Below are 14,780 nucleotides of genomic sequence, written 5' to 3'. Positions count from 1 at the left end.
CATTCCTCCCACCTCTCCCGCTTTTTTTCTTCCTCTCTGCTGCGATAATTACCCTAATGGCTTTGCAGAGGAAAACGCTATGGATTACGAATTTTTGCGCGACATCACCGGCGTGGTGAAAGTGCGAATGTCGATGGGGCACGAAGCCGTTGGACACTGGTTTAACGAAGAGGTGAAAGAGAACCTCGCGCTGCTGGATGAAGTCGAACAGGCGGCGGAAACGGTGAAAGGCAGTGAACGCTCCTGGCAACGCGCCGGGCACGAATACACGCTGTGGATGGATGGCGAAGAGGTGATGGTGCGCGCCAACCAGCTTGAGTTCTCGGGTGATGAGATGGAAGAGGGAATGAGCTACTACGACGAAGAGAGCCTGTCGCTGTGCGGCGTGGAAGACTTCCTGAGCGTGTTGAACGCCTACCGCGATTTTATGAAACAGAAGTAATTCCCCGAAGCATCCCTGCTCCGGGTCACGTTTACACGGTCGGAATGTTACGGCCGTAGTAAATTTCGCGCATCTCTTTCCAGAGCAGGTCGGTAATGACCTTACGCTCTTCGTCACTTAAATCTTCCGGCCTGGTGTGGAACATATAGTGCTTAAGATCGAACTCTTTAAGCATCATCTTGGTATGGAAGATATTCTCCTGATAGACGTTCACATCCATCATGTCGTACAGCGACTTCATGTCCTCGGACATGAAGTTCTGAATGGAGTTGATCTCATGATCAATGAAGTGCTTCATACCGTTGATATCACGGGTAAAACCGCGCACGCGATAATCAATAGTGACGATATCGGATTCCAGCTGGTGGATTAAATAATTCAACGCATTCAGCGGTGAAATCACGCCGCAGGTCGACACTTCAATATCCGCGCGGAAGGTACACAGCCCGCCTTCCGGGTGGCTTTCCGGGTAGGTGTGCACGCAGATGTGGCTTTTATCCAGGTGGGCGACTACCACTTCCGGCAGCGGGCCGGGGTGCTCGGTTTTGTCGATAAGCTTCGGGTCAACCGGCTCTTCACTCACCAGAATGGTGACGCTCGCACCTTGAGGCTCATAATCCTGGCGCGCGATATTCAGGATGTTCGCGCCGATAATCGAGCAGGTCTCTGTCAGGATCTCGGTCAGACGGTTGGCGTTGTAGAGTTCATCGATATAGGCGATGTAACCATCGCGCTCTTCTGCTGTTTTGGCGTAGCAGATATCGTAAATACAAAAACTCAGGCTTTTGGTCAGATTGTTAAAGCCATGCAGTTTAAGCTTTTTCAATTAGTTCACCTCCTTTGAGGACAGCGCGTCTTGCAGATATTGAGGCAACGCAAAGGCTGCGGTGTGGATCGCCGGGTTGTAGTATCGGCATTTGAGTCCGGCCTGGTGGAAGCGGGCCTGCACGATCTCGGTAGAGAGATGGCGCAGAACGTCGTTATCCGTCGCCCAGGCAAAGGTCATGATCCCGCCGTAGTAAGTGGGGATCGCCGCCTGGTAGAAGCTGACGTCAGCAAAATAGGTGCTCAGCTTACGGTGGCTATCAAGCGCTTCATCCTGTTGCAGGAAGCAAACGCCGTTTTGCGCCACAAAAATTCCGCCAGGCTTCAGGCAGCGCTTGCAGCCTTCGTAAAACGACGAGGTAAACAGCGACGCGCCCGGACCGATAGGGTCGGTACAGTCAGAGATAATGACATCAAACGTTTGCGTAGTCTGGTTAACAAAATTGACGCCATCATCGATAACCAGATTAAACCGCGGATCGTCATAGCTGCCGGCATTATGGTTGGGCAGATACTGGCGGCAGAACGACACCACACCGGCGTCGATTTCCACCATGGTGATGGTTTCGACATTCTGATGGCGAGAGACTTCACGCAGCATCGCGCCGTCGCCGCCGCCGATAATCAGCACGTCCTTCGCGTGGCCGTGGGCCAGCAGCGGGACGTGGGTCATCATTTCGTGATAGATAAACTCGTCGCGCTCGGTGGTTTGCACCACGCCGTCCAGCGCCATCACGCGGCCAAAGGCGGCGTTTTCGAAGATTATCAAATCCTGATGATCGGTTTTCTCATGATAGAGCACGTTATCCACGGCAAAATACTGACCAAACTGGTCATGCAGCGTTTCTTGCCATACCGTTTTTTCGGTCATGGGGAGCACCTCCTTCGTTAACATCCATTACATCCGGCAGATGGGCGCAACACAACACCGCCGTGAGGCGGTTAACGGGTCAACAAGGGGCGTCGGGAAGGTTACTTCACGTAGGCGAGCAGGCTGAGTGAATCGCGAGCCAGCGCTTTGCATTTTTTAGCAGTGGGAATGCCAATACCGCTTAAATCACGGTAGCTGTCTTCACCGAGCGCCTTCATGTCGAAGCTGTCGTAGTTGCTGAGGTCCCATTGGTTCTGCTGGGCAAAAAAGACCAGTGCGCGACGAATTTGCCCATTGGGTAAATTCTGGTAACCACAATCGTTTTTCAGAAAAACAAAAACTGCCGTCAGATCGGCCATATCTTCCGCTTCGTTTTCACTTAGCGCGTAACTGTTCGCACACATCGCCATCAGGCTGGCGAACAAAATTGTTCTGAAAAACGTCTTCATTGCCTTTACCACTGCATCACGGAAAATTAACGTTAGCATACTTGATGCCAGGCCGACGATCTTTATTATTGCCGCCGTGCTTGACCTTCCGGTAAGGGGAGGGTTTATGCTCAAAAGATCGCCTGCTGGAAATAAGGAAATGCACATGCAACGTCGTGATTTTTTAAAATTTTCTGCCGCGCTGGGGGTTGCCAGCGCGTTACCTCTCTGGAGCCGCGCCGTTTTTGCCGCCGACAGACCGGCTTTACCCATTCCTGAATTACTCGCCGCAGATGCCCGGAGCCGCATTCAGCTTGTGGTGCAGGCCGGTAAAACCACGTTCGGTCAGCACGCCGCCACGACGTGGGGCTATAACGGCAATCTGCTCGGCCCGGCGTTGCAGTTACGCAAAGGGAAGGCGGTGACCGTAGACATTCATAACACGCTTGCGGAAGAGACCACGCTGCACTGGCACGGGCTGGAAGTCCCGGGCGAAGTGGATGGAGGGCCTCAGGGCATTATCAGGCCTGGTGGTAAACGCAGCGTAACCTTTACTCCGGAACAACGCGCGGCGACCTGCTGGTTCCACCCGCATCAGCATGGCAAAACGGGCCATCAGGTGGCGATGGGGCTGGCCGGCCTGGTGCTGATTGAAGACGATGAAAGCCGCCTGCTGCGCCTGCCAAAACAGTGGGGAATCGACGATGTCCCGGTGATTGTGCAGGACAAAAAATTCAACGCTGACGGGCAAATTGACTATCAGCTGGACGTAATGAGCGCGGCGGTAGGCTGGTTTGGCGATACACTCCTGACCAACGGCGCGATCTACCCGCAGCATGCCGCGCCAAAAGGCTGGCTGCGCTTACGTCTGCTTAACGGCTGTAACGCCCGCTCGCTGAACTTCGCCACCAGCGATAAACGCCCGCTTTACGTGGTGGCAAGCGACGGCGGCCTGCTGCCGGAGCCGGTGAAGGTGAGCGAGCTGCCGATGCTGATGGGGGAGCGCTTCGAGGTGCTGGTGGATATCAGCGATGGCAAAGCGTTTGACCTGGTGACCCTGCCGGTCAGCCAGATGGGGATGGCCGTTGCGCCGTTTGATAAGCCGCATCCGGTCCTGCGCATTCAGCCGCTACAGATCACCGCCTCCGGTACGCTGCCGGAGACCCTCACCACGCTGCCAGCACTCCCGTCGCTGGACGGGCTTACGCAGCGTAAACTTCAGCTTTCTATGGATCCGATGCTAGACATGATGGGCATGCAGGCGCTGATGAAGAAGTACGGCAATCAGGCCATGGCGGGAATGCATCACGGCCAGATGATGGGCCATATGAATATGGACCACGGTAAAATGGGCGGCATGGATCACGGCGGCCATGGTTTCGATTTCCACAACGCCAACCGCATCAACGGCAAAGCGTTCGATATGAACACGCCCATGTTCGCCGCCACGAAAGGGCAGTTTGAACGCTGGGTGATTTCAGGCGAAGGCGACATGATGCTGCACCCGTTCCATATCCACGGCACGCAGTTCCGTATTCTGTCTGAAAATGGTAAAGCGCCGGAGGCGCATCGTGCGGGCTGGAAAGATACGGTGAGGGTGGAAGGCGGCGTCAGCGAGGTGCTGGTGAAGTTCGACCACGAGGCGCCGAAAGAGTTTGCCTATATGGCCCACTGTCATCTGCTGGAGCATGAAGATACGGGGATGATGCTCGGTTTTACCGTATAAAAAAAAGCCGGGTGGCGGCTTCGCCTTACCCGGCCTACATAGGGCACCCGTAGGCCCGGTAGGCGTTAGCGCCACCGGGCTTTTTCGTTACTTAGCGTCGTCAGGCAGTGCATACGCGACAATATAGTCGCCCATCTTCGTGCCAAACGAACCGTGACCACCCGCAGAGATGACAACGTACTGCTTGCCATTCACTTCATAGGTCATCGGCGTTGCCTGTCCACCGGCTGGCAGACGGCCTTGCCACAGTTTCTCACCGTTGGTCATGTTGTACGCGCGCAGGTAGTTATCTGCGGTTGCCGCGATGAACAGCACGTTACCGGCGGTGGAGATTGGGCCACCCAGCATTGGCATACCCATATTGAAAGGCACTGGAACAGGCATCGGGAACGGCATGCTGTCCTGTGGCGTACCAATACGTTTCTTCCAGACGATCTTGTTGGTCTTCAGATCCAGACCGGAGATGTAACCCCAGGCAGGCTGTTTACACGGCAGACCGAACGGAGAAAGGAACGGATTCAGGGTCACACCATAAGGAACGCCATACTGCGGCTGGATACCGGCTTCGGTACCGCTGCCTTTCGCATCTTTCGGCTGCTCCATTGGGTTACCCGGACCACGAGGGATCAGGCGGGAAACGAACGGCAGCGCCATTGGGTTAGCGATGGCGACCTGACGGTTAGGGTCAACGGAGATCCCACCCCATTCGAACATCCCCAGGTTACCCGGGAAGACCAGCGTACCCTGCTCTGACGGCGGGGTGAAAATCCCTTCGTAGCGCAGCTGGTGGAACATCACGCGGCATACCAGCTGGTCAAACATGGTGGCACCCCACATGTCTGCACCGCTGAGATCTTTCTTCGGACGGAAGCTCAGGTCAGAGAACGGCTGCGTTTTGGTGACGTAGTCGCCTTTGGCCGCACCCTGCGGAACCGGTTTTTCCGGCGCAGGAACAACCAGCTTACCGTTGCTACGATCAAGCACGAAGATGTTACCGGTTTTCGCCGGGGCGTAAATCACCGGTACGGTTTTACCGTTAACGGTAATGTCCGCCAGCGTCGGCTGGGACGGCATATCCATATCCCACAGATCGTGGTGAACGGTCTGGTAGCTCCATGCCAGTTTACCGGTCGTTGCGTTCAGCGCCACGATGGAGCTGGCGTAACGTTCCTGCTCCGGCGTACGGTTACCGCCCCAGATATCCGGCGTGGTCACGCCCATCGGCAGGTAGACCAGGTCCAGCTTCGCGTCATACGCTGCCGGTGCCCAGGAGTTCGGTGAGTTAAAGGTAAAGGTGTGTTCATCCGATGGGATCGCGTTAGGATCTTTCGCGCCCGGGTCGAAGGCCCACAGCAGTTTACCGGTGTTCACGTCGAAACCACGGATAACGCCGGAGGTTTCACGGGTGGAGAAGTTATCCGTTACCGAACCGGCAATCACGATGGTTTTATCGGTGATGATTGGCGGGGAGGTCGGTTCATACAGGCCCGGCGTGGTGTCCGGCATGTTGGTCTGAAGATTCAGAATGCCTTTATTGGCGAAGGTTTCGCACAGCTTGCCGGTCTCAGCGTTAATGGCAAACAGGCGGCCATCGTTCACCGGCAGCATAATGCGGCGAGGACAGTCGGCAATGACTTCCGGGCTGGCATTATCGGCGCGCGCTTCGTGGTAAGAGACGCCGCGGCAGGTAATGTGCTGGAACGACGGGTTGGAGTTCAGCTGTGGATCAAAGTGCCATTTCTCTTTACCGGTAGCCGCGTCGAGCGCGAACAGACGCTGGTGCGCCGTACACAGGTAGAGCATGTTGCCCACTTTAATCGGGGTCACTTCGTTGGTCAGCTCACCCGGATCGTTTGGCATCTTCAGGTCGCCGGTACGGAATACCCAGGCTTCCTTCAGGTTTTTCACGTTGTCCGCGTTGATCTGCTTCAGCGGGGAGTAGCGTTGACCTTCCTGGTTACGACCATAAGCAGGCCAGTCACCGTCCGCCACCTGCGAAATAGCCGCAGCCGGCGTGGATTCCGCGTTCAACGTACCGTTGATCTCCTGCGGGTCGTTAAAACCGGCCCAGGTCAGGATGCCGCCACTAATCAGCAGGGCAACGACCAGACCGGCCACGGCGCCACTGGAAGGGACAATCAGACGACGCCAGACAAACGGCAGGATCAGCCAGATACCGAAGAAGACCAGAATGTCGCTGCGCGGCGTCAATGCCCAGAAGTCGAACCCGACTTCCCAGACGCCCCAGATCATGGTTGCGAGCAGTAACGCTGCGTACAGCCACAGAGCAGATTGTTTTCTGCGTAAAAGCAGGACGGTTACGCCAACCATAACCAGACCCGCAATCGGGTAGTACCAGGAGCCGCCAATCGCGACCAGCCATACGCCACCGATTAACAAATACAGCGCGCAGAATGCGGCAAACGCGGCTGTTAATGTCACCAGTAGACGCGGCTGTTTAGTTTTTGTTTCAGCCATAGAAAAGTACTCGTCAGTTTTGTTAATTATTTGCTAGCAATTAATTATAGGTATTAACAACTGTGATCGGAATCACAAATATTGCTTTTTATAACTCATACGCCAGGCTTATCCATTTACTGGTATAATGGCTGGCTTGCGTATCGATGCCGGAGCGAGAGTCATCCGCATTGAGAGATTTTCACTAAAATCATTTGGTTAGTAATATGAAACATACTGTTGAAGTGATGATCCCGGAAGCCGAGATCAAAGCGCGTATCGCCGAACTGGGTCGTCAAATCACCGAACATTACAAGGACAGCGGCAGCGAAATGGTGCTGGTCGGTCTGTTGCGTGGCTCTTTCATGTTCATGGCAGACCTGTGCCGTGAAGTGCAGGTGCCGCACGAGGTCGATTTTATGACCGCCTCCAGCTACGGCAGCGGCATGTCCACAACCCGTGATGTGAAAATCCTGAAAGATCTGGATGAAGATATTCGTGGCAAAGATGTGTTGATTGTTGAGGACATCATCGACTCCGGCAACACGCTCTCTAAAGTGCGTGAGATCCTGAGCCTGCGTGAACCAAAATCACTGGCGATTTGTACTCTGCTGGATAAGCCTGAGCGCCGTGAAGTGCACGTGCCGGTGGAGTTCGTTGGTTTCTCCATCCCGGACGAATTTGTGGTGGGTTACGGCATTGATTACGCGCAGCGTTATCGCCATCTGCCGTATGTTGGGAAAGTAGTGATTCTGGACGAATAATTGCGGGCTGATGCCCTCACCCCAGCCCTCTCCCACAGGGAGAGGGTGAAAACCCCCGGCTTTGTTATTTATGGTTAACGTGCTTAAGCTTGAGGTTGGCAATTCCCGAGCGGTAACGCTGTTCCAGCGTTTCGCGGTTGGTGGCGGTCACTTCCAGATTGCGTAGCAGGCCGTCGTGAATACCGTACGCCCAGCCGTGGATGGAGACCTTCTGTCCGCGTTTCCAGGCAGACTGCATAATCGTCGAGTGGCCCAGGTTATAGACCTGCTCCATCACGTTCAGCTCACACAGCGTGTCGAGACGGCGCTCCTGCGGCATTTCGCCCAGCAGTGAGCTATGTTTGAACCAGATATCACGGATGTGCAGCAGCCAGTTATCGATTAACCCCAGCTCTGTATTTTCGACCGCCGCCTGTACGCCGCCGCAGCCGTAGTGGCCACAAATAATGATGTGCTCAACCTCCAGAACGTCAACGGCATACTGAACAACCGAAAGGCAGTTGAGATCGGTATGAATAACGAGGTTAGCCACATTGCGGTGAACAAACAGTTCGCCCGGTTCAAGACCGGTCAGACGTTCGGCGGGGACGCGGCTGTCGGAACATCCAATCCAGAGAAAGCGCGGGTTCTGCGCCTGTGCCAGTTTTCCAAAAAATCCGGGGTCTTCCTCCACCAGCATTTTTGACCATAGTGCATTGTTGCTGATGAGTGTATCTATGTCGTTCATGGAGGTTAGCGACCTGTAACCAAGTGATTGCGTTGCGCTACTATAGGGTAACCCGACTTTTAATGAAACCACACAACGTGTGTCAGAACTTAAGGTAAGTTGAATTCATGGCGATTGCACTGGAGCTTGAACAGCTCAAAAAAACCTACCCGGGGGGCGTCCAGGCGCTGCGCGGGATAGATCTTAAAGTCGAAGCGGGAGATTTCTACGCGCTTCTGGGGCCGAACGGGGCGGGAAAATCGACCACCATCGGGATTATCAGCTCGCTGGTCAATAAAACGTCTGGCCGCGTTAGCGTGTTTGGCTACGACCTGCAAAAAAACGTGGTCAACGCCAAGCGCCAGCTGGGGCTGGTGCCGCAGGAGTTCAACTTCAACCCGTTTGAGACGGTACAGCAGATTGTTGTTAACCAGGCGGGTTACTATGGCGTTGAGCGCAAAGAAGCGCTGGAGCGCAGCGAAAAGTATCTCAAACAGCTTGACCTGTGGGAGAAGCGTAACGAGCGCGCGCGGATGTTGTCCGGGGGGATGAAGCGCCGCCTGATGATTGCTCGCGCGCTGATGCACGAGCCAAAGCTGCTCATTCTTGATGAACCGACCGCTGGCGTGGATATTGAACTGCGTCGTTCCATGTGGGGCTTCCTGAAGGATCTGAACGACAAAGGCACCACCATCATTCTGACCACGCACTACCTTGAAGAGGCAGAGATGCTGTGCCGCAACATCGGCATCATTCAGCACGGCGAGCTGGTGGAAAACACCTCGATGAAGAACCTGCTCTCCAAGCTAAAATCAGAGACCTTTATCCTCGATCTGGCGGCGAAAAGCGCCCTGCCGAAGCTGGAGGGGTATAACTATCGCCTGGTCGATACCTCGACGCTGGAGGTAGAAGTGCTGCGCGAGCAGGGCATCAACAGCGTGTTCTCCCAGTTGAGCGCGCAGGGCGTTCAGGTATTAAGCATGCGTAACAAAGCGAACCGACTGGAAGAGCTGTTTGTCTCTCTGGTGCACGATAAACAAGGAGACAAGGCATGACGCATCTTTACTGGGTCGCGCTGAAAAGCATCTGGGCGAAAGAGATTAACCGCTTTATGCGCATCTGGGTGCAAACCCTGGTGCCGCCGGTGATCACCATGACGCTCTACTTCATCATTTTCGGCAACCTGATTGGCTCCCGCATTGGTGAGATGCACGGCTTTACCTATATGCAGTTTATCGTGCCGGGCCTGATCATGATGGCAGTGATCACCAACGCTTACGCGAACGTGGCATCCTCATTCTTCAGCGCCAAGTTCCAGCGCAACATTGAAGAGCTGCTGGTGGCGCCAGTGCCGACGCACGTCATTATCGCCGGTTACGTGGGCGGCGGCGTGGCGCGCGGGCTGTGCGTGGGTATTCTGGTGACGGCGATTTCGCTGTTCTTCGTGCCGTTCCAGGTGCACTCGTGGCTATTCGTCGCGCTCACGTTATTGCTTACTGCGATCCTGTTCTCACTGGCTGGCTTGCTGAACGCCGTGTTCGCCAAAACGTTTGATGACATCAGCCTGATCCCGACCTTCGTGCTGACGCCGCTGACTTATCTGGGCGGGGTGTTCTACTCCCTGACGCTGCTGCCGCCGTTCTGGCAGGCGCTGTCGCACCTGAACCCGATTGTCTATATGATCAGCGGCTTCCGCTTTGGTTTCCTCGGCATTACCGATGTTCCGCTGTTCACCACCGTTGTGGTGCTGGCGGTATTTATCGTGGCGTTCTATCTGCTGTGCTGGTATCTGATCCAGCGTGGACGTGGGCTGCGTAGCTAATCTTCTGCCCGGCGACGTTCTGTTTGCCGGGCACTTTCTTTGACAGTTATCACCGTAAACTAACCTTCACCTGGATAAACTACTCGCCTGCTAAGGAGAGACGTTATGCTGGGATGGGTTATCACCTGCCACGATGAAGAGGCACAGGAAATGCTCCTGAAGCTGGAGGCCCGATTTGGACCTCTGGCGCAATGTCGTGCGGTAAATTACTGGCGAGGGCTGAGCACCAATATGCTAAGCCGGATGATGTGCGACGCGCTGCATGAAACCGACACCGGTGATGGCGTGATTTTTCTCACCGACAGATCGGGCGCGGCGCCTTACCGTTCAGCGGCGTTAATGAGCCATAAGCATGATAACTGTGAAGTGATCTCCGGTATCAGCCTGCCTTTACTCGAAGCGATGTATCCGCTGCGCGCAACGTTGAGCAGCGCTGAGTTTCGCCACGCCATTGTGGCGCAGGGCTCGCCGGGCGTGAGCAGCCTGTGGCACCAGCAGCAGAAGAATCCACCTTTCGTTCTGCTTCACGATCTGTATAAGCATTAAACATTGGTATTGATGTCGCTTTTGCTACAATGGCGACTGATTTTCCGTATCGATTTATATCCCATGCTCATGCGCGTTATCTTTATCCTTCTGCTACTGGTCTCCGGTGGTGCGTCTGCCAGCCTGACCAGTCAGCAAGGCCTTCCTGCCCAATATATGCAAACCACCGAAGATGCAGCCATCTGGGCGCAGGTGGGAAATGCCGTCGTGAACGTGGGCAATGTCCGCGCCGGGCAGATCCTCGCCGTCTTTCCGGCCGCGGCGGATTACTATGAATTTCGTTTCGGATTCGGTACGGGGTTTATTGATAAAGAGCACCTGGAAAAAGTGCAGGGTAAGCAACGCGTCGAGGATAGTCTGGGCGATCTGAACAAGCCGCTCAGCAATCAAAACCTCATCACCTGGAAAGACACGCCGGTGTATAACGCCCCCAGCAGCGGAAGCGCGCCCTTTGGCACCTTAAGCGCCAATCTTCGCTATCCGATTCTGAATAAGCTGAAAGATCGCCTGAACCAGACCTGGTTTCAAATTCGCATCGGCAATCGTCTGGCGTGGATCAGCAGCCTGGATGCACAAGAAGATAACGGACTGCCGGTTCTGACCTACCACCATATCCTGCGTGATGAAGAGAACACCCGTTTTCGACATACCTCCACGACAACCAGCGTACGTGCGTTTAATAATCAGATGGCCTGGTTACGCGATCAAGGCTATACCACGCTGACGATGTACCAGCTTGAAGGGTACGTACGTAACAAGATGAATCTGCCCGCGAAAGCGGTGGTGATCACTTTTGATGATGGCCTGAAATCGGTGAGCCGCTACGCGTATCCGGTGCTAAAAGAGTATGGCTTCAACGCGACGGCGTTTATTATCTCATCCCGTATCAAAGGTCACCCTCAGAAGTGGGATCCCCGATCGCTACAGTTTATGAGCGTTCAGGAAATCAAGGCCATTCAGGATGTGTTCGACATTCAGTCTCACACCCACTTCCTGCATCGCGTAGATGGGTATAAACACCCCATCTTATTGAGCCGCAGCTATCACGTGATCCTGTTCGATTTTGAACGCTCACGTCGTGCACTGGCGCAGTTCAACCCGCGCGTGCTATATGTTTCGTACCCGTTTGGCGGGTATGACAATAAAGCGATTAAAGCCGCGAATGATGCCGGTTTTCATCTGGCGGTGACAACGGTGAAAGGGAAGGTGAAGCCGGGGGATAATCCGTTCTTACTGAAGCGGCTGTATATTCTGAGAACGGATTCGCTGGAGACGATGTCGCGGCTGATCAGCAATCAGCCGCAGGGGTAGGTTATTCGTACGTGGTCTGAATGGTCACGGTGGTACCGAATACACCGACGGTTACCGGATCGCTACCGGTTTTGACCAGCCTGGCCCAAAGTGATCTGTCAATAATGCTAACGGGATCTCCAATAATCTCTCCTACAGCTATAACACGTTGGAAACTGTCTGCCGGCACGGGGTAATGATCATTTTCAGAATCCGTAATCATGACGCCGACGCCTCCTGCCGCAGTAACACCACCTGTATTCTCGACGGTATTGGTAAAATATTTTTTATCTGCGGTGGTATGTGTAGAGGATAACGTATAGTAAACAGCGGTCGTATTTACACATGTACCCGTAACATGGAACTCGACTTTGCTGGTATTCCCGTTTTCAACTTCTGCGGGATACCAGTCACCAAGGTTTACCGTTGTGGGCGCACGTAAGACACAGGTCGGGCGATTTAATGGCATGCTGAATGACATTTCGCTCATGTTCACATGGGGACGAGGATGATCGGATTCAATAGTACCGTTTGGATCGCCCAGAATGATCTGACCAATCGGGCCTGCACCGGCCGTTAAAAAATTAACATCCGAAGGAACACCCTGAAATCCATTGGTTTGATAGATTTCCATGCGCACATGCCAGGTTTTTTCGTCAAGCAGCTCTTCGTGATCGTCATCAGGTGCGGTCATATACCAGGACCCTGCGTTGGGCGGGAACCACGCGGTGACGCCGTTACCATCGGGATACATCGCCAGGGTATAGACAATACCCGGAATATTCGTCCGGAAGGTGGCTTTGTTATCTATGTAGCCTGCCAGCATTGAGTTGTCGGTAATCTGATAGGTGTTTTCACCGTCATTTCCCCCAGCACAGTGAGATTTTAACGCAGGCGTTGTTTCCATAATGATCGTATTACTGATCTGTATGGGAGTTGTTACTGTGCCCACAGGCAGAGGAGTGATAACCGGTTGTGCACCTGGAGACATAATCTGCAAGTCATCATGACCGTAAAATTTACACTCATCTAAATTAGCCTTTGCTGCGCCAGACATTCCGAGCGCCGCGAACGCTAATATGCTGAGATATTTTTTCATTCTAAATCCCTTTATTCGTAGCTGACATTAACCAGAACATTACTCATAACCACACCGCTGGTGATCGTTCCAATATTCTGATAACGTGCGTAAAAGCCATAATCCTTTATATAGTTCTCACTACTTCCACCGACATCGTAAATAACGTTTGATGTCCCGTCGCTGTTCAGGACGTTAGTTTTGAACGTATCTGAAAAAATAACGATACCCACATTTTCAGCCGCACCGGCTGTGGCATCGTTTTTAAACACCTGGTTGTGATTACTCCAGAAACCATTTTGCGGAGCAAAACTAAATTTTAGTTTGTTAATCGTTGCGCCTTCTGTACTGCTCGCATAGCAGTCATCTACGTGGATGGTAAAAGGCGTTCCAGTTTCATCATCGTTTGGCGATAAACGATCGCTCTTGTCGCTGTTATAAAACCAGTCTCGTGACACGGTCGGCAAAGTGATCTCTCCGCCGTTTTCGACGCTTAGCCGACAGGTATTATTTACGATGTTTGCTGTCAGGTTTACATCCATACCTGAACCTGCCTGGCTTACGCCAGGCAGAGTGCTACCAGCCAGACCGATAAGCAACACAAGACCGGGCTGGTGTAAATTAAACGGTGATTGTTGCATAATGGTTCCTGGAATTATTGATAGGTGACTGTGAAGGTTACTGGCGCAGTAACGGCACCTGTGCCAACATCGGCAATATTTCTGTCTTTCGCAATCACAATGCGTGAGTTCATCGGGAATTCCCCTACACCGTCAGCAATGGTGACCTCCTGTGCCGCCGGAGGCCTTTTGCAACTCAACATTACGCCAGTATCTACAACTCCTGACCAGATTTCGAAGCCTGTTGCTAACCCAGCAGAATAAGAATCTCCGTCCGTTTTCGGACCCGAGCATCCCCCACCTGCACCACTCGCTGCGGCTACCGTTGCCTTAGTTACACCAGAGCAGTTTGTAAAGGCAATTTTTAACGGCTCGACACGAGTCTTATTTACCAGATCGGTTTTATATACGTCGCCAAACGCAATTTCAGTGGACGCAGTTCCTGCACCGTTAAGCACTTTTGCTGTACACGTGCCCGAGACTATTTTTGATTTTATCGTTAATTTAACACTGTCAGTACCTGTAATTGCTGCGTTTGCCATTCCCGAATACAGAAGTGCAGAAACGGACAGGGCGATAAAAGTAGATTTAAATTTCATAATGTTGCTCCGTTTTCCTGCACCAATTACTCGTAGCTAAATTCAAAAGTCGCAGTAGCCTCAAAATCACCAACTGTCATGCTATTAACTTTGGTTTCACGTATTGTGGCTACTAAAGGAACTTCTTTATTCTGGATTTCTGTTGCACTCCAGACCAGTCGCTTAGCATCATCGTAAGAGTTGATGATAAAAGGGGCCTCCGGTGCGCTGGCTCTGGCAATTTCAACAGCAGAGAAATCTGCGCCTCCATCGGCTTTTGGTTTTTGATTAACAAGGCCGCTAAGCAAATAACCCGATTGGCTTCCTTTTACCGTGGCTTTCAGTGAGGTCAGAGAGGCCGGGCACTCAACAATCACAATTTTGAAATTGGCATTTGCGGTGCCAGCTTTGACATCGTCGAGACGCACCTGGCCGCCGTTACCAATGAGCAGTGTTTGATCCGTATCGGAACCCGTACCGCCCATCAGTTTCATATCACAAGTGGTTTCACGGATATTGGCCGTAAAGTTAACATCGAGATTCGTGCCCTCGGCGAGCGCCGAACCTGATAACGCCAGCATCGTTACGGCAACGACTGACAGGCTATAAAGATTTTTTTTCATACAA

16 protein-coding genes are annotated in these 14,780 nt (G+C 53.2%); 7 read left to right on the top strand and 9 right to left on the bottom strand.

Annotated features, from left to right (window positions below):
* The first annotated feature begins 79 nt into the window (after window positions 1–79).
* Window positions 80–442 (top strand): protein YacL, encoded by a 363-nt coding sequence (yacL, locus tag INF61_RS18750; RefSeq protein ID WP_017694501.1) that lies wholly within the window; start codon window positions 80–82, stop codon window positions 440–442.
* 31 nt (window positions 443–473) lie between these two features.
* Here yacL and speD read toward each other — a convergent pair whose 3' ends face one another.
* The 3 genes from speD to INF61_RS18735 form a co-directional block, all read right to left on the bottom strand.
* Window positions 474–1,268 carry an adenosylmethionine decarboxylase gene (gene speD / locus INF61_RS18745; RefSeq protein ID WP_017694500.1) on the bottom strand — a complete coding sequence of 265 codons (795 nt, stop codon included), beginning with the start codon at window positions 1,266–1,268 and terminating at the stop codon, window positions 474–476.
* Window positions 1,269–2,138 (bottom strand): polyamine aminopropyltransferase, encoded by an 870-nt coding sequence (gene speE / locus INF61_RS18740; protein ID WP_193547996.1) that lies wholly within the window; start codon window positions 2,136–2,138, stop codon window positions 1,269–1,271.
* 101 nt (window positions 2,139–2,239) lie between these two features.
* Window positions 2,240–2,587, bottom strand: a complete 348-nt coding sequence (locus INF61_RS18735; protein ID WP_003856306.1) for a YacC family pilotin-like protein — start codon at window positions 2,585–2,587, stop codon at window positions 2,240–2,242.
* 145 nt (window positions 2,588–2,732) lie between these two features.
* Between INF61_RS18735 and cueO the strand changes: the two genes are divergently transcribed.
* On the top strand, window positions 2,733–4,292 hold the full coding sequence (gene cueO / locus INF61_RS18730) for a multicopper oxidase CueO (RefSeq protein WP_032652587.1): 1,560 nt from the start codon (window positions 2,733–2,735) through the stop codon (window positions 4,290–4,292).
* 87 nt (window positions 4,293–4,379) lie between these two features.
* Here cueO and INF61_RS18725 read toward each other — a convergent pair whose 3' ends face one another.
* Complete coding sequence (locus INF61_RS18725) at window positions 4,380–6,770, bottom strand: glucose/quinate/shikimate family membrane-bound PQQ-dependent dehydrogenase (protein ID WP_003856304.1); 2,391 nt, start codon at window positions 6,768–6,770, stop codon at window positions 4,380–4,382.
* A gap of 206 nt (window positions 6,771–6,976) precedes the next feature.
* On the opposite strand from INF61_RS18725, the gene hpt reads away from it, so the two are divergent.
* Window positions 6,977–7,513 carry a hypoxanthine phosphoribosyltransferase gene (hpt, locus tag INF61_RS18720; protein ID WP_193547995.1) on the top strand — a complete coding sequence of 179 codons (537 nt, stop codon included), beginning with the start codon at window positions 6,977–6,979 and terminating at the stop codon, window positions 7,511–7,513.
* 64 nt (window positions 7,514–7,577) lie between these two features.
* Here hpt and can read toward each other — a convergent pair whose 3' ends face one another.
* Complete coding sequence (gene can, locus INF61_RS18715) at window positions 7,578–8,240, bottom strand: carbonate dehydratase (protein ID WP_003856301.1); 663 nt, start codon at window positions 8,238–8,240, stop codon at window positions 7,578–7,580.
* A gap of 107 nt (window positions 8,241–8,347) precedes the next feature.
* Between can and INF61_RS18710 the strand changes: the two genes are divergently transcribed.
* The 4 genes from INF61_RS18710 to INF61_RS18695 all read left to right on the top strand — a co-directional run bounded on the left by INF61_RS18710 (window position 8,348) and on the right by INF61_RS18695 (window position 11,898).
* Window positions 8,348–9,274, top strand: coding sequence for an ABC transporter ATP-binding protein (locus INF61_RS18710; RefSeq protein ID WP_193547994.1), 927 nt, complete (start codon window positions 8,348–8,350; stop codon window positions 9,272–9,274).
* On the top strand, window positions 9,271–10,041 hold the full coding sequence (locus INF61_RS18705; protein ID WP_006810078.1) for an ABC transporter permease: 771 nt from the start codon (window positions 9,271–9,273) through the stop codon (window positions 10,039–10,041). The genes INF61_RS18710 and INF61_RS18705 overlap by 4 nt, the downstream gene beginning before the upstream one ends.
* Before the next feature lie 105 nt (window positions 10,042–10,146).
* The gene (locus tag INF61_RS18700; RefSeq protein WP_015572698.1) at window positions 10,147–10,587 is read left to right on the top strand and encodes a PTS sugar transporter subunit IIA; all 441 of its coding nucleotides are present in this window, start codon (window positions 10,147–10,149) and stop codon (window positions 10,585–10,587) included.
* A 63-nt stretch (window positions 10,588–10,650) separates the two neighbouring features.
* Window positions 10,651–11,898: a polysaccharide deacetylase family protein gene (locus INF61_RS18695; RefSeq protein ID WP_017383761.1), complete on the top strand. Its 1,248-nt coding sequence runs from the start codon at window positions 10,651–10,653 to the stop codon at window positions 11,896–11,898.
* Window position 11,899: 1 nt separating this feature from the next.
* On the opposite strand, the gene INF61_RS18690 is transcribed toward INF61_RS18695, so the two are convergent.
* The 4 genes from INF61_RS18690 to INF61_RS18675 are packed head-to-tail and all read right to left on the bottom strand — an operon-like array spanning window position 11,900 to window position 14,776.
* Window positions 11,900–12,976: a fimbrial protein StkG gene (locus INF61_RS18690; protein ID WP_047056010.1), complete on the bottom strand. Its 1,077-nt coding sequence runs from the start codon at window positions 12,974–12,976 to the stop codon at window positions 11,900–11,902.
* A gap of 11 nt (window positions 12,977–12,987) precedes the next feature.
* Entirely contained in the window at window positions 12,988–13,596 is a 609-nt protein-coding gene (locus INF61_RS18685; protein ID WP_048973387.1) for a fimbrial-like protein, read from the bottom strand.
* Between the two features lie 14 nt (window positions 13,597–13,610).
* A complete protein-coding gene (locus INF61_RS18680) occupies window positions 13,611–14,174 on the bottom strand; it encodes a hypothetical protein (RefSeq protein WP_015572702.1) in 564 nt (187 codons plus the stop codon).
* 26 nt (window positions 14,175–14,200) lie between these two features.
* Window positions 14,201–14,776, bottom strand: a complete 576-nt coding sequence (locus tag INF61_RS18675; RefSeq protein ID WP_047056015.1) for a fimbrial protein — start codon at window positions 14,774–14,776, stop codon at window positions 14,201–14,203.
* Window positions 14,777–14,780 lie beyond the last annotated feature (4 nt).

Origin of the sequence: Enterobacter cloacae complex sp. P18RS (genome assembly GCF_014982105.1) — a bacterium.
In the GTDB taxonomy this organism is placed as follows: domain Bacteria; phylum Pseudomonadota; class Gammaproteobacteria; order Enterobacterales; family Enterobacteriaceae; genus Enterobacter; species Enterobacter hormaechei_C.
This window is presented reverse-complemented; position numbering and strand designations above follow the sequence as displayed.